This is a genomic window from Sporichthyaceae bacterium (assembly GCA_036269075.1).
In the GTDB taxonomy this organism is placed as follows: Bacteria; Actinomycetota; Actinomycetes; order Sporichthyales; family Sporichthyaceae; genus DASQPJ01.
In genome coordinates this window covers 38692-58486 of record DATASX010000120.1, presented here as the reverse complement: position 1 = coordinate 58486, position 19795 = coordinate 38692, and the positions used below count along the sequence as shown (strand labels likewise).

The 19795-nt window shown below is 71.6% G+C and carries 18 protein-coding genes and 1 riboswitch; of the genes, 6 read left to right on the top strand and 12 right to left on the bottom strand.

The features are described 5' to 3' along the window. Positions 1-39: 39 nt before the first annotated feature. The 4 genes from VHU88_22960 to VHU88_22945 form a co-directional block, all read right to left on the bottom strand. The gene (locus VHU88_22960; protein ID HEX3614565.1) at positions 40-393 is read right to left on the bottom strand and encodes a hypothetical protein; all 354 of its coding nucleotides are present in this window, start codon (positions 391-393) and stop codon (positions 40-42) included. Continuing rightward, entirely contained in the window at positions 390-1586 is a 1197-nt protein-coding gene (locus VHU88_22955) for an ArsA family ATPase (GenBank protein HEX3614564.1), read from the bottom strand. The genes VHU88_22960 and VHU88_22955 overlap by 4 nt, the downstream gene beginning before the upstream one ends. A 5-nt stretch (positions 1587-1591) precedes the next feature. Beyond that, positions 1592-2029, bottom strand: coding sequence for an SRPBCC family protein (locus VHU88_22950; GenBank protein HEX3614563.1), 438 nt, complete (start codon positions 2027-2029; stop codon positions 1592-1594). A gap of 95 nt (positions 2030-2124) precedes the next feature. Further along, on the bottom strand, positions 2125-2916 hold the full coding sequence (locus VHU88_22945; protein HEX3614562.1) for a metallophosphoesterase: 792 nt from the start codon (positions 2914-2916) through the stop codon (positions 2125-2127). Positions 2917-3077: 161 nt separating this feature from the next. Between VHU88_22945 and VHU88_22940 the strand changes: the two genes are divergently transcribed. The 3 genes from VHU88_22940 to VHU88_22930 all read left to right on the top strand — a co-directional run bounded on the left by VHU88_22940 (position 3078) and on the right by VHU88_22930 (position 8420). Continuing rightward, positions 3078-6017: a hypothetical protein gene (locus tag VHU88_22940; protein ID HEX3614561.1), complete on the top strand. Its 2940-nt coding sequence runs from the start codon at positions 3078-3080 to the stop codon at positions 6015-6017. A gap of 61 nt (positions 6018-6078) precedes the next feature. After that, complete coding sequence (locus VHU88_22935; GenBank protein HEX3614560.1) at positions 6079-7785, top strand: GAF domain-containing protein; 1707 nt, start codon at positions 6079-6081, stop codon at positions 7783-7785. Further along, positions 7782-8420, top strand: a complete 639-nt coding sequence (locus VHU88_22930; GenBank protein ID HEX3614559.1) for a response regulator transcription factor — start codon at positions 7782-7784, stop codon at positions 8418-8420. Before VHU88_22935 ends, VHU88_22930 begins: the two co-directional genes overlap by 4 nt. 6 nt (positions 8421-8426) lie before the next feature. On the opposite strand, the gene VHU88_22925 is transcribed toward VHU88_22930, so the two are convergent. The 5 genes from VHU88_22925 to VHU88_22905 form a co-directional block, all read right to left on the bottom strand. Next, entirely contained in the window at positions 8427-9554 is a 1128-nt protein-coding gene (locus VHU88_22925; GenBank protein ID HEX3614558.1) for a glycosyltransferase family 4 protein, read from the bottom strand. Positions 9555-9556: 2 nt separating this feature from the next. After that, positions 9557-10918 carry a M48 family metalloprotease gene (locus VHU88_22920; GenBank protein HEX3614557.1) on the bottom strand — a complete coding sequence of 454 codons (1362 nt, stop codon included), beginning with the start codon at positions 10916-10918 and terminating at the stop codon, positions 9557-9559. 40 nt (positions 10919-10958) lie between these two features. Continuing rightward, the gene (locus VHU88_22915; protein ID HEX3614556.1) at positions 10959-12287 is read right to left on the bottom strand and encodes a hypothetical protein; all 1329 of its coding nucleotides are present in this window, start codon (positions 12285-12287) and stop codon (positions 10959-10961) included. Between the two features lie 126 nt (positions 12288-12413). After that, complete coding sequence (locus tag VHU88_22910) at positions 12414-13379, bottom strand: NlpC/P60 family protein (GenBank protein HEX3614555.1); 966 nt, start codon at positions 13377-13379, stop codon at positions 12414-12416. Between the two features lie 61 nt (positions 13380-13440). Next, a riboswitch (cyclic di-AMP (ydaO/yuaA leader) is annotated at positions 13441-13609 on the bottom strand. A 293-nt stretch (positions 13610-13902) separates the two neighbouring features. After that, a complete protein-coding gene (locus VHU88_22905) occupies positions 13903-14109 on the bottom strand; it encodes a hypothetical protein (GenBank protein HEX3614554.1) in 207 nt (68 codons plus the stop codon). A 221-nt stretch (positions 14110-14330) separates the two neighbouring features. On the opposite strand from VHU88_22905, the gene VHU88_22900 reads away from it, so the two are divergent. Genes VHU88_22900 through VHU88_22890 form a run of 3 tightly spaced genes read left to right on the top strand, consistent with a single transcriptional unit; the run spans position 14331 to position 17194 of the window. Continuing rightward, positions 14331-16097 carry a DEDD exonuclease domain-containing protein gene (locus VHU88_22900; GenBank protein HEX3614553.1) on the top strand — a complete coding sequence of 589 codons (1767 nt, stop codon included), beginning with the start codon at positions 14331-14333 and terminating at the stop codon, positions 16095-16097. A 39-nt stretch (positions 16098-16136) separates the two neighbouring features. Next, complete coding sequence (locus tag VHU88_22895) at positions 16137-16919, top strand: rhomboid family intramembrane serine protease (GenBank protein HEX3614552.1); 783 nt, start codon at positions 16137-16139, stop codon at positions 16917-16919. Beyond that, complete coding sequence (locus VHU88_22890; protein HEX3614551.1) at positions 16916-17194, top strand: Lrp/AsnC ligand binding domain-containing protein; 279 nt, start codon at positions 16916-16918, stop codon at positions 17192-17194. The genes VHU88_22895 and VHU88_22890 overlap by 4 nt, the downstream gene beginning before the upstream one ends. A gap of 3 nt (positions 17195-17197) precedes the next feature. Here the strand turns inward: VHU88_22890 and trpD are convergent, their stop codons facing one another. Genes trpD through VHU88_22875 form a run of 3 tightly spaced genes read right to left on the bottom strand, consistent with a single transcriptional unit; the run spans position 17198 to position 19708 of the window. Beyond that, positions 17198-18238, bottom strand: a complete 1041-nt coding sequence (trpD, locus tag VHU88_22885) for an anthranilate phosphoribosyltransferase (protein HEX3614550.1) — start codon at positions 18236-18238, stop codon at positions 17198-17200. 31 nt (positions 18239-18269) lie between these two features. Further along, positions 18270-18701, bottom strand: coding sequence for a hypothetical protein (locus tag VHU88_22880; protein HEX3614549.1), 432 nt, complete (start codon positions 18699-18701; stop codon positions 18270-18272). A 50-nt stretch (positions 18702-18751) separates the two neighbouring features. Then, positions 18752-19708, bottom strand: coding sequence for a cytochrome c oxidase assembly protein (locus VHU88_22875; protein ID HEX3614548.1), 957 nt, complete (start codon positions 19706-19708; stop codon positions 18752-18754). Positions 19709-19795: the final 87 nt, after the last annotated feature.

Sequence of the window (19795 nt, the reverse complement as noted above, 5' to 3'; positions counted from 1 at the left end):
TGACGCGGCGTCAGTACCCCGACGCCTTCTGACTGCACGTCAGTTTATGACGATGGTCTGGAAACCTTTGTCCGGACCCGCCGGCGACCCGCGCTGCGTACCCATGGCGTCGGCCAACGCGTGCAGGGCCGCCGAGATCGAGCGCAGTGCCTCGTCGGCGTGGCCGGCGACCTCCGGACCGGCAGCCCGGGTCGCCGCGATCAGCCTGCACAACGGACAGATCCGGCACTCGGGCGCGCCGGTGGCGATGTGCTCGGAGCTCCAGCGCACCCAGGAGCCGCCGTTGTCCTCGGAATTCGCCCGCACGGCCAGCCACTCGCCGACCGCGTCCAACAGCCGAGCCGCTTCCTGCGCCGCGTTGCCCAACGACTCGGTAGGCGGACGCTCACTCACGTCGGTTCCCGGGCAAAGCTGATGTCCAGGCGGTCGCCGACCAGGTCGGCCCCGGTGATCTCGCGCCGGGCCAGCAACCCGGGCAGCGCCAACTGGCGGCGGTGGCCGGAGACCGTCAGCACCAGTTCGTCGCCCTTGCGGCGCAGGTCCATCTCGCGCTTGTCGGCCAACGGCAACGCCAACGACATCAGGTACCGGGTCCCCGTGGTGCGGATCGTCATCGGTTCGGACTGCGAAAGCAGGTCGCACGGGTCGGCGGCGGCGCCGTCGGGTCCGGTGGGCAGGTCGCGGTAGAGGTCCTGCGCGAAAGCCGCCAACTCCGTGATGCCGACCGGTTCGGTTGCCCGGTACGGCGAACGCAGCACCGGTAGCGGCGCGAACGAGGCGTCGACCTCGCGCAGCATCCCCGTCTGCGCGGACACCCAGCCGCTGCGCCAGTCGTCGGCCGCCGCGGCCGGGAAGATGCGGTTGGCCACCACCGCGTCGGTGCGGTAGCCGTAGAGCGACAGCGAGGTCAGCATCCGCCGGGCCTCGGCGACGACCACGCTCTCCGGGGTCAGTACGAGGCGCACCGAGGTGCCCGGGTCGGTCAGGACAGTGCGGACCGCGGCCAACTCGGCGTGCAGGCGCTCGACCGCGTCGAAGACTCGGTCGCGCGGCATCGGCACTCCGGCAACCTTGCCCAGCACCGGGCGCAGCGCCTTGACCACCCGACGCTCGACCGGGAACACCCGGTCCATATACCAGTTCAACGCCTCCGGCAGGGCCAGCAGGCGCAGGGTCTCCGCGGTCGGTGCGCAGTCGACGACCACCACGTCCCAACGCCCCGAGCGGGCCTGGTCGCGGACCTCCAGCAGCGCCAGCACTTCCTCGGCGCCGGGCAGCACGGTGAGTTCCTCGGCCTCGATCGGGTCGACCCCGACGGCGTCGAGCACGCTGAGCAGGTAGCTGCGGATCTCGACCCAGGTGCGCTCGAACGTGCGCTGCGCGTCCACCTGCTGGACGAACAGGTTCGGCCCGACCGCGGTCGGCTCCGGGCCGGCCGGGCAGGCGAACGCGTCGGACAGGGAGTGCGCGGCATCCGTCGAGAGCACCAGGGTCTTGTGCCCGCGGGCCGCCGCCAACGCGGCGGTACCGGCCGCCGACGTGGTCTTGCCGACACCGCCCTTGCCGGTGAACAGGAGGACGCGCAAGTCCGCTATCCCTCCACGCGCTTCTTGAGCTCCTTGAGCGCCGTGTCGATGATGACCTTCTCGGCCTTCCGCTTGATCATCCCGAGCAACGGGATCTTCACGTCCAGCGCGAGGTGGTAGGTGACCTCGGTGTGGCCCTGGTCACCCTCGACGAGCTTGTACGAGCCGACAAGTGTCTTGAGCATCTGGCCCTCGACCAGTTCCCACTGCAGCAGGCCGGGCACCGCCGACCAGTCGTAGCGCAGCGTGTACTCGTCCTTGATGGGCCCGGCGTCGAGTTGGTAGTGCACCAATTCGGCGCGCCCGTCGGGGAATCGACCCAGCACCTCGGCCCGCTTCACGGCGCCGGCCCACTGCGGATAGGCCTCGAAATCGGCGATCACGTCCAGCACGGCCTTGGCCTCGGCCCCGATCGTGATGCTCGCGGTCGTCGAATCAGGCATCGCCTGCGGCCTCTCCCGGTGGTGCTGGTGCGCGTCGTCGAGCAGGAAGTGGCCAGGCTATCGCGCCCCGCGAGCGCCTTCGGACCGCCGCCGGCTCACCAGGTCAGGACGTAGGGCTGTTCGACTCCGCGGAAATGCCCGACGTTCACGCACTCGGTACGGCCGACCCGCATCCGGGGCAGCAAGGGCTGATGCACATGGCCGAACAGCGCCAGCGGTGGCTGGTGCTCCCGGATCGCGCGCAGGGTCGCCTCGCTGCCCCGTTCGAATCGCCGGGCCACCACGTCGTAGGTCAGTTCCGGCAGCGCCGGCGGGATGTGCGTGCACAGCACGTCCAGCGGGGTACCGGCCGCGGCAGCCGCGGCGAAGACCGCATCGACCTTGGCCGCGTACTCCTGCTCGGGGACCTCGAACGGGGTGCGGTACGGCGTCGGCAGGCCGCCGCCGACGAAGCCGAACACCCGGCCGCCGATCGTGGCGATCTGCCCGTCGAGCACCGTGTGTCCGGGCCCGATGTACTGCGGCCAGAGCGCGGGCAGGTCGACGTTGCCGTAGGTCAGATAGGTCGGGTCGGGCATCGCCGCGAACAGTGCGGCGTACTGGCCGCGGACGGCCTCGGTGATGACCTCCCACGGGTCGCCGCCGGCCTGGCTCCACAGCTCCCGCAGCAGCGCGCGGGCCTCGTCCCAGCGCCGCTCGGTACGCAGCGCCACCCACTGCGCAGCGCGCTCCGGGCCGAAGACCGATCCGAAGATCCCGCCGGAGGGATCGGCGTAGTCGATGAACAGGACCAGGTCGCCCAGACACACCAGGACGTCGGCGCCGGCGCCGGCCCGGGCGAGCGCGTCGACAGAACCGTGCACGTCGCTGACAACGTGGACCCGCATCGTCGTCCGGCCCCCTCGGTGGCGCCCTGGTCCGGCAGCTTTGCACACCTTCATCACATGCCGAGCCGCCGAGGATTGGTTCGGTTGTGTGACGACGACACGGTCGATGGGGCCGAAGGTCACACCTCATGATCCCGGGGGCCGTATCGTCTGTTGACGGAATGGACTGTGGGGAGGACACGCTGCGCGACGTGCTCGTCATATCCGGCAACGCTGCGCTCAGCGCCGCGTTGGTGGCCCATGACCTGAACGTGATTCCCGTCGACCCGGTGGAGACTCCCGGGTGGGCGGATCGTGTCGCGGCCGCACACCTCTTGATCCTCGACCTCGGCGACGCCGACCGGGCGGTCGACGCCTTGGCGCGACTGCGCAGCCAGGCGGTCGACACCCCCGCGCTGGTGGTGGCCGAGTCGGTGACCGACAGCCCCCGACTGGTGTCGCTGCGACTGGCCGACCAGAACGTCAAGACGTTGTCCTGGCCCCTGACTCCGGAGCGTCTGGTGCGAGCGGTGGAACGTGCGATGTTGAGCAACTCCTCCGACGAACCGGCCTTCGACGAGCCGGCCGCGACCGCTGCACCGACCGACCCGGCCACGGTGACGACCGACCGGGCCGGCGTTCAGTGGCCCACGTTCGACCGGGATTCGTTCGAGCAGTCCGCCAACCTGGACTGGCGCACCGCGTTCACCGACGGACTCGACGCGCCGGCGGTCCAGCGCTATCCGACGCAGGGCGCACCGACACCGCCGGTGACCCCGCGGCCGGCGGCCCCGCCGCCCGCCGCGACCGACCGGCCGTACGCCCCGGCGGCTGCGCCGGAGCCGCAGCGGCCGATCCAGCCCGTGCCGCCGGCCGCCCCGTCGCCCACCGCGTACGTGCCGCCGCCTGCTTCACCAGTTGCCCCGGAGCAGCCGCAGAAGATCATCAGCATCGGCGAGAACTACGACCTGCCGCCGATTCCGGGCGACGAGAACCGCAAGCATCGCCTCGCGCCGTGGGCCCGTCCGCGGCCCGGCGCGACCGGACGCTACGAGCCGACCGGCCCGGTCCAGCCTGCCGCACCCGCCCCGCAGGCACCGCAGCCCGACGTGCCCCAGGCCGCTGCCCCGCCGGCCCCCGCGCGCCGGACTGCGCAGCCGCCGCCGCCGGCTGCCCACCCGGTGCAGCAGTCCTACCCACGGCCCGCCACGGCCCCGCCGTCGGGCCGTCAGGACCGCGCGGCGGCCCGCGCGGCGGAGAAGGCCCGGGCCGCCGCGGAGAAGATGCAGGCCAAGGCTTGGGCGCAGGCCGAGCGCGACGCAGCCAAGGCCCGCATGGCCGCCGAGAAGGCCGCCCAGCAGGTCTACGACGCCCCGCAGGTCTACGAGGCCCCGCAGGTCTACGCCGCCCCGCAGGTCTACGAGGCGCCGGAGAGCTACGAGGCGGTGCAGCCGCAGGTCTACGAATCGGTGCAGCCGATCTTCCCGGTCGAGGTTGCGCGCCCCGACGAGGTCGAGGGCGTCCGACTGCTGCCGCCTGCGGCGATGAGCAAGGCCGAGATCAAGGCCGCCGAACGTGCCGAGCGCGCCGCGCGCGCCGAGGCCGCGGCCGAGGCCAAGGCCGCCGCGGAAGCGCAGCGGGTGGCCCGCGCGCAGGCCGCGGCCGAGGCCAAGGCCGCCGCCGAAGCACAGCGGGTGGCCCGCGTGCAGGCCGCGGAGGAGGCAAAGGCCGCCGCGGACGCACAGCGGGCGGCCCGGGCGCAGGCCGCCGCGGAGGCCAAGGCCGCCGCCGACGCGCAGCGTGCCGTCAAGGCCCAGGCGGATCTCGACGCGAAGGCCGCCGCCGAGGCGCAGCGTGCCGAACGCGCCCGGGCGGCGGCGGAGGCCAAAGCCGTCGAGCGCGCCGCCGCCGAAGCGGCCCGGGCCCACAAGGAACGCCTCGAGGCCGAGGCGAATGCCGCCGCCGAAGCGGCCCGGTTTGCCCAGGCCGATCAGAAGAGCCGTGCCCGGATCGAGGCGGAGGCCGCGAAGGCCGCCGAGCGGGCCGCGGCGATCGCAGCGAAGGCCGCCGCCGAGAAGGCCGCCGCCGACGCCCGCGCCGCCACCGAGGCCGAGAAGGCGATCCAGAAGGCCCGCGTCGAGGCGGCCCGTATCGCCGAGACCCAGGCCCGCGCCCAGGAGAAGGCGTGGAAGCTGCAGTCCGAGGCCGACGCGCGCCTGGCGCAGGAGCAGGCCCGCGCCCAGGGGAAGGCCGCCACGGAGACGGCCCGCGAGGAGGCGCGCCTCCGGGCCATCGCCGAGCGGGAGGCCGCGGCGCAGGCGAAGGTCGACTCCAAGCTCGCCGAGGAGGCCGCGAAAACCGCCCGCGCCCTGGCCGAGGAGGAGGCCGAGGAGGCTGCGGCCCGTGCCAAGGAGCAGGCGGACCGCGCCCGCGAGCAAGCCCGGATCGCCGCCGAGGCCGCCCGTGTCGAGACGATCGCCAAGGTCGAGGTGGTCGCGCAGCACACCAAGATCCGCGCCGAGGCCGACCGGATCGTCGATGAGGCGGTGCGCAAGGCCGAGGAGGACTTCACGGCTCGCGCGATGGCCAATCGGCCGGTCTACTACGGACCCGAGCTCGAGCCGCCGGGCATCGGCTACGTGCACCAGATCATGCAGATGACCGAGAGCCTCGCCTCCCCGGCCCAGATCGCCGAGGAACTGGCGTTCGTGTCCATGGACCACATGGGCTGCGAGGCGGTCGCGGTGATGATCCCGGACGGCGACTGCTGGGTCACCGCCTCCGGCATCGGTGTGGTCCGCGGCGACCTGCGCTACCGCCTGTCCGAGGAGCACTGGTTCATCCGGCACGTCCTCGGCGAGGACGAGATTGTGCTGATCGAGGACACCGAGGCGCTCCGCGACGAGCTTTCCGGGGTCCCGCTCTCGGGTTGGCCTTACCTGGTCGGGCTGCCGCTGACCGACGCGAACTCGATCATCGTCGCCGCTCGCTCGGACGAGCCTTTCGACGGCGACGCGCTCGCCGAGTTCGCCGAGCGGCTGTCCGAGTACATCGCCGACCTCGCGGAGAGCCTGTCCACCCGCGACGTGGCCCGGCAGATCCACGAGCGCGGCAGCGGCTGACCGCTGGTAGGCGCGGGACTCGAATCCGACTCGCGAAGCTCGTGTGTGCGAAGGTGGCCTCGTGTCAGGGCGGATGGCGCGGTTGCTGGTGAGCAACCCAGGACTGCCTGCCGCCGCGCTGCGAGCGCTGCTGCTCGGCGGCTGCACCGTGCTGGCGCTGCTGGGCGACAACGCCTCCGGCGACTTCAGCTGGCTCGCGGCGATGGGTGTGGTCGGCGCGGCGGTGACCGTCCTGGAGAGCACGACGCTGGCCGGGGTGATCGGCCGGACCGGCGAGATCGCCGTCTGGGCCATCGCGGTGCACTCCACCGGGCACGAGGTCAGCCCGCTGCTCCCCTACCTGTTGGCGCCGGTGTTCGCCGGCGGTCTGCTCGCGCAGTCGACCGGCGCGCTGATCGCGGCCGGCACCGCGGCCACGGCGTTGTTGATCGGCATCGCGGTGCCCAACCAGAACGACCTGCACACCAAGGACTACACCGTCGCCGCGGCGCAGTGGACCGTGATCGCGCTGATGGGCGGCCTGGTCGCGGCCTGGGCGCGCCGACTGCAGGACGACGCCACGGAGTCGGCGACCAACTCCTACGCCGAGGCGCACGCGTTGCTGTCCCAGCTCTACACCGTCACGCGGCAGCTGCCGGCCTCGCTCGACCCCGTGACCACCGCCGACTCCCTGATCGAGGACATCAGCCGCATCGCCCGGTTCAGTGCCGTGGCGGTGATCATGCGCGGCGACGGCGAGCGGCTGAGCCCGCTGGCCCATCGCGGTGGGGACCGCCTGGAGTGGGAGCTGGACCTGGGCGGCCAGAGCCCGTTCGCAGACGCCTGGACCCTGCAGGCCTCGCAGGTCACCGACCACAAGTTCGCCCGCGACCGCGCCGTGCTGCCGGACCTGGCCTCCGGCAGCGCGCTGGTGGTGCCGATCCGGATCGGCGATCGGATCACCGGCCTGGTCGGCCTGGAGACCGAGGCGGCGGAGGCCTATCCCCCGACGCTGGTCGCCGAGATCGAGACCCTGTGCGAGGAGATCGCGCTGCGGCTGGAGACCGGTCTGCTGTTCGACCAGATCCGCGAGCTGGCCACCGCCGAGGAGCGGCGCCGGCTGGCCCGGGAGATCCACGACGGCATCGCTCAGGAGCTTGCCTCGCTCGGCTACATCGTCGACGAGATCTCCTCGGTGGCCGGCGACGCCGGGCAGCCGGACATCGTCGACGACCTGGCCGGGCTGCGGCAGGAGATGACCCGGATCGTGCGTGAGCTCCGGTTGTCGATCTTCGACCTGCGCTCCGACGTCGACCGGCACGGTGGGCTCGGTGCCGCGCTGTCGGAGTACCTGCGGATGATAGGGACGACGTCCAGTTTCACCGTCCACCTGACGCTGGACGAGTCCAGCCGTCGGTTGCCTGCCGAGACCGAGGCCGAGCTGCTGCGGATCGCCCAGGAGGCGGTCAACAACGCCCGCAAGCACGCGGCGGCGGACAATCTCTGGGTGACCTGCCGGGTCCACCCGCCGGATGCCGAACTGGTGATCGAGGACGACGGTCGGGGTTTGGGTAAGGGTCGGGAGGACAGCTATGGGCTCGAGGTGATGCGGGAACGCGCCGCCCGGACTCGTGCTGTCCTTGAGATACGCCCGCGCCAGCCCCGTGGTACTTACGTCGCGGTACGTGTCGGTCTTACCGGCGCGGCCCACACCGCTGATCAAGAGGAATACGAAAAGCTGATATCCGTCGGTAAGGGTCGCCGGCGCAACGAGGAGAAGGCGCGATGACGACGAGTGTGCTTCTGGTCGACGATCACGAGCTGATCCGGCACGGCCTACGACGGGCGTTCGAGCGCGACCCGGACTTCGAGGTGGTCGGCGAGGCCAGTTCGGTCGCGGAGGCCCTCGCGGTGATCCGGGCAACCGGTCCCGAGGTCGTGATCATGGACGTCCGGCTGCCCGACGGGAACGGCCTCGACGCGGTCAAGAAGCTCCGCGCGGCCGGCGAGACCATGGGCATCGTCATCCTCACCATGTACGCGGGCGACGACCAGTTGTTCGGCGCGCTGGAAGCCGGCGCGTCCAGCTTCGTGAACAAGGACGCCCCGGCCGAGGAGGTGCTCGCGGCCGCCCGGCACGCGGCCGCCTCGCCTGCGTCGTTCTCCGCCGCCGACCTCGCCGACGCGATGCGGCGCAAGATGACCCCGTCGGGTCCGGCCCTGAGCCCGCGCGAGAAGGAGGTCCTGAAGCTGCTCTACGACGGGCTGGCCGTCTCCGGGATCGCCAAGAAGCTGTTCATCAGCGAGTCGACGACCAAGACGCACATCTCGAAGGTCTACGAGAAGCTCGGCGCCGCGAACCGGGTGCAGGCAGTGCGTGCCGCGCTGGACATGGGCCTGATCAGCTCCGACACCCCGCGCTAGAGGCCCTCAAGCTCCGGCGAGCAGCTCCCCCAACCGAGCGGCCTGGGCCGCCCAGCCCCACTCGGCCAGGACCCAGTCCCGCCCGGCGCTGCCCTGTTCGGCCACCAGCGCAGGGTCGCTGAGCAGCCGCGTCACCGCCGCAGCCACCGCCGGCACCGAGCGACCGTCGACGACGGTGCCGGTGCGGCCCTCGATCACGGCCTCCGGCGCCCCGCCGGAGTCGCCGGCGACCACCGGGAGCCCGCAGGCCGAGGCCTCCAGGAAGACCATGCCGAGGCCCTCGACCTCCAAGCCCCGCCGCCGGGTCCGGCAGGGCATCGCGAACACGTCGCCGGCCCCGTAGTACCCGGGCAGATCGGCGTCCGAGACTCCCCCGGTGAAGCGCACATGCTCGGCCAAGCCGGTCCGGGCCGCCAGTTCGCGCAGGCGCCACTCGTGGGGGCCGCTGCCGACCACCAGCAGGCACGCGTCCGGCACCACCGAGCGCACCGTGGGCAGCGCCCGGATCAGCGTGTCCTGGCCCTTACGGGGCACCAGCCGGGACACGCAGACCACGACCGGGCGGCCGGCCAGGCCGAGCGCGGCACGCCGGGCAGCACCCGGGCCGGGTGCGAACCGCCGCGCGTCCACCCCGGGGTGCAGTCGGACCAGCTTTGCCCGGTCGGCCGGGCGCAGCGCGCGGGCGATCCGGGAGCCGGTGAACGGGCCTAGATAGGTCAGCACGTCCAGGTCGGCCGCGACCCGCCGCAGCACCCGGTTCGCGCCGGGCGCCTGGGCCCAGGCCGCCTCGTGGCCGTGGGTCAGCCCGACGGCCCGGCGCACCCCGGCCTCCCGCAGCCCCGGCGCCAGCAGTCCCAGCGGGACCGCTGCCCCGAACAGCACCGTGGACGCGCCGAACCGGCGGACCAGCTCGGCCGCGTGCCCGGCCACCGTCGGCACCGGCAGCATCAGCGCGCCGCGGTGGCGGACCACCGGGTAGGCCGCGGCGGCGTCGAACTGTGCGGCGCCCGGCCAGGCCGGTGCGTATACGACGATCGTGTCCGGGTCCTGCCGCGCCACCAGGGCGGCGACGAACGACTGGATGCCCCCGGTCCGGGGCGGGAAGTCGTTGGTGACGACCAACGTGCGGGCCATCCTCAGCTCGGGCCGGGCGTGGGGTCGGTCGAGGCGGTGCCGGCGGAACCCGCGCCCGCCGGGGCGGTGTCCGGCACACCGTGCGCCTTGGCCCAGGTCCGCGCGTTCGCGATGCGCTGCGGGCCGGTCGGGTGGTCCCCGTGGAACCAGACCTCGGGCCACGGCGGGTCGAGGTCCGCGTCGTTGTTCACCGAGATCAGCTGCTGAAGCGAGATCAGCGTCGCCGGGTCCCGGGTGAGCTCGAGCGCGTGGATGTCCGCGCGGGCCTCGATGCGTCGGGTCAGGTACAACTCGGCGGGGGTGCTGAGCGCGCCCAACGCGGCCAGCACCGCCAGCACCAACGCCAGCGACCGCGGGTCGCCCGCGTCGGTGATCCCAGCCCGGCGCCGCACCCGTCGGGAGCGCAGCAGCAGGAACAACGCGCACATCGCGGCGCCCGCGCCCAGCGCGGCCTCGGCGGTCCCCCACGCGACGTCGTTGCGCTTGGCGTGCCCGAGTTCATGGGCGACGATCGAGCGCACCTGCGCCGGGGTGAGCAGCCGCAGTGTCGTGTCGTAGACGACGATGCGGCGGCTGGAGCCGATCCCGGCCACGTAGGCGTTGATCGCCGTCGACTTCGTGGACTGGTCGGCGATCTCGACCCCGGACACCGCGACGTGGTCGGACTTCGCCAGCGCCAGCAGCGAGTCGCGCAACGCTCCGGTCGGCATCGGACGGAAGTGGTTGAACGCCGGGGCCACCACGATCGGGTAGGCGAACGAGATCACCGCCACCGCACCGGCCGCCAGAACCGCCCCGAGTGCCCACCACTGCCGGACCCGGCGGGCCAGTGCGTAGAACACGGCCAGGCCGATCAACGTCCCGACAAGTCCGAACGCGTACGAGGTGGCGAAGTCGGTGGCGTAGACCGACCAGCTCTCGATCACGATTCCCTGGCCGCGCATCAGATGCTCGCGCCACATGTCGAACGGCAGCAGCGCCAACTGCCCCGCGGCGGTGATCGCGACCGTGCCCAGCACCAGCTGAGCCCAGCGCCGCCCGCCGAACGGGCGGGCCACGAACTCGGCCACCCGGGCACCGGCGCGGGTGAACCCGAGCAGCAGGGTCACGACCAGGGTCGCGGCCGTGCCGCCCAGCACCGCAGACCAGAGCCACCGGTGATAGGCGACCTCGCGGGAGATCTCGGCCGGGGTGAAGTCGCGATGGATGTCGACCGGGACCGCGCCACCGGGCGCCCGCGGCACCGGGTGCCACGGGGTGATGACGGCCACCAGCACGCCCAGGGCGATCACGAGCACCACGAGCGCCACAGCAGCGGGCCGCCGCGGGACGGTCGTCGGGTCGGAGACGGGTCGGTCGGTCAACACTGGTGGATTGTCTCGATCAGCCGACCCGCGGGCGAACTCAGTCCAGTTCGTTGCGCACGTAGCCGCGCCACTGCGCGGTGAACTGCGCCTGGGTGACCCCGAGGACGTCGGTGAAGACCTTCGAGAGCTCGCTGAGCCCGCCGGAGGCGCCGACAGCCCGGTAGAACGCGACCAGAGAGTCCGGGCCGCCGTAGCGCTCCGCGATCATCCGGCAGGCCAGCCAGGACATCTCGTAGGCCTGGGCCAGCTCCGGGTCGGTGGCCGCGAACGTGCTGTCCTCGGGAAGGCCGTCGGGCAGGACGCCGCGCCGCACGTCGGCGGCCAACTCCTGGGCGATCACGTCGGTGGACAGCCCGCTGTCGCGGTAACCGACGAAGTCGGCCATGCCTTCCGCCAGCCAGCGCGGCGTCCAGCTCTGGGTGCTGGCCCGAGCGGCGACGTGGGTGATCTCGTGGCCCATGATCACCCGGCGGCCGACGTCGGAGAGTTCGCCGTAGGCCTTCGGGTTCACGATGATGCGGTCCGCTGCCGAGGCGCCCTCCTCGGTGCCCAGTTCGCCCCGGGTGACCGCGGCCAGCTGTCGATAGGCCGACGGCGCCCCGCCGAGCAGCGTGGCCATCTCGTCCTCGGTACGGGTGACCTCGATCAGCACCTGGTGCGACCACGGGTGCTTCCACACCGCGTCAACGAGCGGGACCTCGCGGTCGATCTCGGCGGCGTACATCCGCAGCGCGTCGGTGGACACCAGGCCGAGCACCATCCCGTGCGCGGCGGTGAGCACCTGCACCCGGCCGACGTCCCACAGCTCCCGGTGCGGGGTCTGGCCGGTCGGGTCGAACGTGCCGGCGATCAGCCAGCGCCCGTGCTCCGGGACGAAGACCAGGATCTTCTCGTAGCGCTGGGGCGCGTTGTCGTAGCCGGTGATCCGGTAGGAGACCTCGACCGACGACGTGAACGAGCCGGCCGCGAGCTTGTGTACGAGTGCCTTCGCGACCGCCGGGACGGCCCCGGCCGCCGAGTCGGTGAGGGAGAACGTCCAGCTGTCGAACGGGACGGCAGCCTGGTTGTCGAACCAGGCACTCTGCATCCCGCGGAACTGCGGGTCGGTGGCCTCGACGGTGTCGAGGAATCCGGCCCGGTTCTTGCCGACGAGCGCGTCGGCCCGCCGGGTGAGCATCTGCCCGACGGTGTCCTGGCGACCCTCTTCGCGGGTGACGGCGGCCTGGTCGAACGTCGCGTGCGAGCCGGAGGCCAGCGCCCGGCCGGCCGAGTGGCGCGCGACGGCCACGGTCGCGAGCAGGCACACCAGCGCCAGCACGACGCCCAGCGCGACCCGCCGACGCGAGGTCAGGCGCTGCTCAGCCAAGGCGGCCACCGATCCGGGTCACGCGTCGGCCGGACAGGGACAGCGTCCGACTCGTATGCGTTCGCGAGCACATTTCCGAAATCGTACGTTGCGGCGCTGCTGCCCCGGCCGTTTTGGCGCACCCGATCAGGGGCGGGTAGCGCCCGCGAACGGCAGGTAATCGATCGGCTTGACCTCGACCCGACGCCCCGGGTTCGGCGCATGGACCATCATCCCGTTGCCGATGTAGATCCCGACGTGGCTGACCGGACTGTAGAAGAACACCAGGTCGCCGGGCTGCAGGTCGGCCATGGCGACCCTGCGGGTCGAGGCGAACTGCTCGCCGGAGGAGTGCGGCAGAGAGACGCCGCCGGCGCGCCAGGCCATCATCGCCAGCCCGGAGCAGTCCCAGGCGTGCGGCCCGGTTGCCGCCCACACGTAGCGGTCGCCGAGGTGGGCCATCGCGAACGAGACCACCGCGGCGGCCTGGGCGCTGGTGGGCACCGGCAGCGCGCCGAGCAGGACCCGGGGGTCGTCGTCGCGCGAGGCGCGGTTCAGCTTCGCCCGGTCGCCGGCCTTGAGCTGCGAGAGCACACCCTGCGCCTGCTGGAGCTTCTGCTCGATGAGCGCCTTCTGGAGCGCGAGCGTGCGGCGCTGAGCGTCGACGATCGCCAACTGCTGCGCGGCCGCGGCCTGGCTGGCGGACAGCTCCTGGCGGGCCTGGACCACCTGGCGCAGCTCGTCGGCCTCACGGGAGGACAGCGCGTCGAGCGAGGCCATCCGGTCCAGGAACGTCGATGGGTCCTCGGAGAACACGAGCTGCAGAGTCTGGTCCAGGCCACCGTTGCGGTAGGCCGACGCGGCGAACGCGCCGACGGTGCGGCGGAGCTGACTCACGGTGCCCTGCGCCGCGCCGGCGCGGCTCTGGGCCTGGGCCAGGGCGCGCTCGGCGTCCTGCATCGCGTTGCGGGCGACGTCGTAACGCTCGGTGGCCTGCTCAGCCTGCTGGTAGAGGGCGTCGACCTCACGCTGAGCCTGCGTGACGTCGATGGTGTGCGCGGCCTGACTGGTGGAGGGTGCAGCCACCAGCCCCACGGCGAGTGCAACGCTCACCGCGACAGCGCACCGTGATCGGGCGCGTCGCGGAGCTTTGTGGTTAGCCACGGCGGGGCAACTCTCCGTTCCTTGGACCGCCTACCGGGTCAGCTGACGGGTTCGGACGGGAAGACCGCCCTACGGCACGACTCGTCGGACCCGCGGAATCGGGCCGGTTCGTAATCCTGCCGACTCACCCCAAGAGGGTGGGTTCCCGGCTCCGGCACCAGATTCTCCCGTTGATCTGGTGCCACAGCGCATCTGGTGCCACAGCGTTTTCCCGATTCGGGCTCCTGGCCGCACGTGGTGCTTGGTCGCGTGTGTGGCTCAGTTCGCCTGAACTTGGCGGTGACATCCGCGTCCACCCAAGTCGGGTGACGAAGCGCGGAGGCCGACTAAACCATAGCCGGCACTCCGGGGCGCCTCAATTCCAGGCCCCGGCATTTCCCGCGACCTTGACCTCTGCTTGGCCGGACAACGTTTCGCGTCCGCAATCACCCCGGCGTGTCCGATTCATTCCTGACTCACCGTGATGAACACCTCACGCTGAAGCACCAAGAGAACCAGTATCGGCCACGGCGAGTCGCAGCGGCGGAACCAGGCCGCAGCCCGCAAGCACTGCCAGCGCAGCCTTCTCCTCCTCGTCGAAACCGGGAATCGCCGCCCCCGGCGGCCCCAACAAAACTGTGACCACGCAATCCGCGCAGGCCACGTCGCGCATGGTGCAGCGATCGCAATCGATGATCATTCGCAAGCCTCCGTCCGATCCGTTCCGGACCGCGATTTCCGATCCCGCGCCGGACGTTACGACGTCACTCCGACAATTCCGCGAACACCACAAAAATCTCGCCGGCAACACTGGAATCAGTGGCACCAGAACCGGGACAGCCGCCGCGCGTCGCGCCGGTTCTGTCGGTCCCCCGCCCTACTTTCGACAGACATGAGGGATCACCGAGACGGGGCGGGCGAATGAGTCCGGTTGTGGCGCCTGCGCCTGGTGTCGGCATCCAGGGAACCTTCGACGAACTGGGCACGCCGTTGCGCGAGGTCACTTTCGTCGTGGTCGACCTGGAGACGACCGGCAGCAGCGCGCACGACGGCATCACCGAGATCGGCGCGGTCAAGGTGCGCGGCGGGGCCGTGCTCGGCGAGTTCCAGACCCTGGTCAACCCCGGAACCGCGATCCCGGCGTTCATCTCCGTGCTCACCGGCATCACCGACTCGATGGTCGTCGACGCGCCCGGAGTCGAGCCGGCGCTCGCGGCGTTCCTGGAGTTCGCCGCCGGCTCGGTACTGGTGGCCCACAACGCACCGTTCGATGTCGGCTTCCTGTCGCGGGCCTGCGCACGCACCGGGCGCGACTGGCCGGACTTCACCGTGATCGACACCGTCAAACTGGCCCGCCACGCGCTCAGCCGCGACGAGGTGCCCAACTGCAAGCTGCAGACGCTCGCCCGGCTGTTCCGCTCCGCCGCCACCCCGAACCACCGGGCGCTGGCCGACGCACAGGCCACCGTCGACGTACTGCACGGGCTGCTGGAACGGCTCGGCTGCCTCGGTGTCCAGTCGCTGACCGAACTGACCATGTTCTCCGCCCGCACCCGAGCCGCGATGCGTCGCAAGCGCCATCTGGCGGCGGGCCTGCCGTGTGCCCCGGGCGTGTACCGCTTCGAGGACGCCGGCGGCGAGGTGCTCTACGTGGGCACGTCGCGGAACATCCGCGACCGGGTCCGCTCGTATTTCACCGCCTCGGAGTCCCGCCGCCGGATGGGCGAGATGGTCGGCCTGGCCGAGCGGGTTGTGCCGATCGTGTGCGCGACCCGGCTGGAGGCCCAGGTCCGCGAGCTGCGCCTGATCGCCGAGCACAAGCCCAGGTACAACCGGCGGTCGCGCTTCCCGGAACGCGCAGTGTGGCTCAAGCTCACCGACGAACGCTTCCCGCGGCTCTCCGTGGTCCGGGCGGTCCGCGACGACAACGGCGCCTACCTCGGCCCGTTCGGTTCGACCCGGATCGCCGAGCAGGCCATGACCGCCGCACACGAGGCGTTCCGGCTGCGGCAGTGCCGCCAGCCGATGTCGGAGCGCAAGCACGTGCCCGCCTGCGCGCTGGCCGAGATGGGCCGGTGCAACGCGCCGTGCGAGGGCCGGGAGTCCGCGGCGCAGTACGCGACGCACGCCGACGAGGTGCGCGAGGCCATGCATTGCGACTCGCGCGAACTGATCGCCCGGTTGCGGGCCCGGATCGACGCGCTGGCCGCAGCCGGCCGCTACGAGGACGCCGCCCTGCACCGCGACCGGATGTCCGCATTCGCCCGCACAGCTGCCCGCATGCAGCGGCTTGCCGGTCTGACCGGTTGCCCGCAGATCGTCGCCGCGCGCCCGGCCGAGCAGGGCCGGTGGGACATCGCGGTGATCCGGCACGGTCGGCTGGCAGCAGTGGCCGTTGCCGCCGACGTCCGGTCGGTGCTCGGCGAGGTGGAGGCGGCCTGCGCCACCGCGGCGAGCGTGCGGCCGGCCGCGGGTCCGCTTCCCGCGGCCACTGCCGAGGAGACCGAGTGCATCCTGCGCTGGCTGGAGCAATCAGGCACCCGACTGATCCAGGTCGAGGGCGAATGGGCGTCCCCGGTCCACGGCGCCGGCCGGTGGCGCGCGTGGCTGGATGCGGCAGAAACCGGACGCGCCGCCCTGGTACCGGCAGGCGACCGCGCGGCATCCAGTGCCCCCTTCGGAGCATGATCGCCAGACAGATCGCGTGCCGGTCGGCAGGATCTAGCCATGGTCATCCCGATTCACGACCGCAATCCGGTGCGGCGCATACCGGTGGTGACCTATTTCCTCATCCTGCTGAACTTCGCCGTCTACTTCTTCGGGCCCAGCCTGTCCCACGACGGCGTGTCCGCGAACGCGCCGGCCCTTTGCAAGGAGGACGCCTACATCCAGCACTGGGCCGCGATCCCGAAGGAACTGACGACCAACCACTCGTTGCCGCTGAACCCGGTCCAGGTCGACGACGGCGACACGACCGTCACGTGCCAGGCCTACAAGTTCCACAAGAGTCCGCCGCTGTCGGCGTTGACCTCGATGTTCGTCCACGGCGGCCTGTTGCACCTGCTCGGCAACATGCTTTTCCTGTTCATCTTCGGCAACAACGTCGAGGACCGGTTCGGACGGGTCGGTTTCACCGCGTTCTACCTCTTGTGCGGGTACACGTCTGCCTACGCGTTCGCCTTCACCCAACCCCACTCGACCGACCCGCTGATCGGTGCCTCCGGGGCGATCGCGGGGGTGTTGGGTGCCTATTTGTGGCTGTACCCGAAGGCCAAGGTGATCGCGTTGGTGCCGTTCCTGCTGTTCCTGCCATTGCAACTGCCTGCCTGGTTGGTCCTCGGGAGCTGGTTCCTGCTCCAGGCCCTGTACGCGCACGGCAGCGTGGTCTCCAGCGGTGGGGTCGCCTACGTGTCGCACGTGGTGGGATTCGGGATCGGACTGCTGTTGACCATCCTGTACATCGGAAACCAGCGTGAGGTTCCGGAGAGACGAGGGGTGAGGCTGCGGTGATTACCGCGATCGTGCTGATCAAGGCCGACGTCGGCGCGGTGCCGGAGGTCGGCGAGGCCATCGCCCAGCTGCCCGCGGTCAGCGAGGTGTACTCGGTGACCGGGGAGCACGACCTGATCGCGATGGTGCGGGTGCATCAGCACGACGAGCTGGCCGACGTGATCCCCGGCCTGCTCAACCGCACCCCCGGGGTGGTCTCCACCGAGACCCACATCGCGTTCCGGACGTACTCCCGGCACGACCTCGAGGCCGCGTTCGCGATCGGGCTGGAGTAGCCGTCAGCGGCCGGCCCGGCTGCGGGTAGCGGCGATCCAACGCTCCAGCGCGGCCGCGGCCGCCCCGGAGTCGACCGACTCGGCCGCAACCCGCAGCCCGCTCGCCATCCGCTGCACCAGCGGCTCCGGGCCGCGATCCAGCATCGCCAACGCCGCCGCCGCGTTCAGCAGCACGGCGTCGCGCACCGGACCGACCTTCCCGGCCAGCAGGTCGCGGACCGCGGCGGCGTTGAACTTCACGTCGCCGCCGCGCAGCGCGCCGGGATCCGAACGGGGCACCCCGAGCACGGTCGGGTCCAACGATCCGGGCGTGACCGTCCCGGAGCGCACCTCCCAGTAGCTGGAGGTGGCCGCGGTGCTGAGTTCGTCCAGGCCGTCGTCGCCGCGGAACACCAGTGCCTCGACCCCACGCCCGGCCAGCACCCCGGCCATCACCGGGGCCATCCGCCGCTCGGCGACCCCGAGGGCCTGGAAACCGGGCCGAGCCGGGTTTCCCAGCGGCCCGAGGAAGTTGAACATCGTCGGCACGCCCAACTCCCGGCGCGGACCGGCGGCGTGCCGCAGCGCCGGGTGGAACACCGGAGCGAAGCAGAACGTCACCCCGGCCTCGATCGCCACGGCAGCCACCTCCGCGGGCGGCAGGTCCAGCGCAACCCCGAGCTCCTCGAGCACGTCGGCGGTGCCGCACGAGGACGACGCCGCACGGTTGCCGTGCTTGACCACCCGGGCCCCGGTGCCGGCGACCACGATCGTGGCCATCGTCGAGATGTTGACGGTGTGCGCCTGGTCCCCCCCGGTGCCGACGATGTCGACGATGTCCCCCGGGACCTCGATCAGCGTCGCCCGGCCCAGCATCGCCCGGGTCAGGCCTTCGAACTCCGCCACGGTCTCGCCCTTGGCACGCAGCGCAACGGCGAACCCGGCGATCTGCGCCGCGGTGGCGTCGCCGCCCATGATCTGGTCCATCGCCCAGGCGGTGTCCTCGGCCGCCAGGTCCTCGTGGCGCAGCAACGCCCCGAGCACGCTCGACCAGCTGCGGGTCACCGAACCCGCCGACTCACAGAGACACTTTCGCTTACGCTCCTCGAGCCGGGGCCGACAGCCGACGACGCATCAACGACGCCACCGCGTCCGCGACCGCGATCGGGTCCAACGGGTGCGAGGTGACCGCATCGGCCCGCGACCAGGTCGCCAGCCAGGCGTCCTGCGGCCGGCCGATCAGGACCAGCACCGGCGGGCAGCGGTAGATCTCGTCCTTGAGCTGACGGCACACGCCCATGCCGCCGGCGGGCACGGCCTCACCGTCGAGCACGGCCACGTCGATACCGCCGGCGTCCATCGCGGCTATCACGGCAGGCTCGGTCGCGCACTCCAGGATCTCCACCCGCGGCAGTTCCGGGGCCGGACGGCGGCCCAGCGCCATCCGCACGCCGGTCCGCGTGTTCACGTCGTCGCTGTAGACCAGGACCTTCATCGTGGTCTCGACCCGCTCCTGCGCACCCGACACTGCAACGCCCCTACTGTGCTGTTTGTCGACGCGGAATGACCGGCCAGATGCTACCGAGGCCCCTGCTCGGCCGCTTGCGCCAGCCGAGCATTCAGGGCCGCGCGCGCGGCGTCCTCGGCCTCCAGGCGGTCCAGCCGGCGGTCCTCCCGGCGGGCCTCGCGCTGGCTGGCGCGCAACCACTGGTTGAACAGCGCGGCGAACACGACAACGCCGACGAGGTCGCCGCTGCTCCACAGCAGACCGCCCGCGATGTGCTGGTCCGACAGCGGCGACGGCCCCCAGGTGCGGTGCTGCGAGAGGTACCAGTCCCCCGCGATCAGCGTGTTCATCGACATGATCGCAACGCCCATCCAGGCGTGGAACGGCAACGTGAGGAAGGCCGAGATCACCCGCAACGGATAGCTGGGGCGGCGCGGCAAGGGGTCGATGCCCAGCAGCGGGACGTACCAGAGGCAGCCGATCAGCACGAAGTGCAGGTGGCTCAGGTCGTGCAGCCAAGGGTGGCGCAGCGTCTGCTCGTAGAGGCCGCTGAAGTACAGCGCGAACGGGGTGGCGATGAACAACCCACCGGCGAGGACCGGGAATGTGAGAATCGCCACTACTCGGGAGTGCACCACGGTCAGCAGCCAGCGGCGCGGCCGCTTAGGGAGCGTCCGCAGCGCGAGCGTCACCGGGGCGCCCAGCGCGATGAACACGGGCGTGGTCATGGCCAGAATCATGTGCTGGACCATGTGGACGGAGAGCAGGACCTCGTCGTAGGTACCGATCGAGGAGCAGGTCGCGATCAGGGCCGAACCCAACGCCCCGACGACAAAAGCCAGGGTCCGGCCCACCGGCCAGGCGTTCCCGGCACGCTTCAGGCGATACACGCCCCACAGGTAGAGCGCGGCGGCGACCTCGATCGTGATCAGCGGCACGGGCTCGAACGACCAGGCCGTCAGCCACCTTGACCCAGTCAGCGGAGCGGTCGGCAGACCGCCGCCGGCATGAGCCTGGAGCAAAGCCACGAACACACCCAGAGGCTAGCTCTTCAACACGACCGCCCCGGTCACGGGAGAGGACCCGGTCGCACGGTCGCAATCCTTGCGCCGACA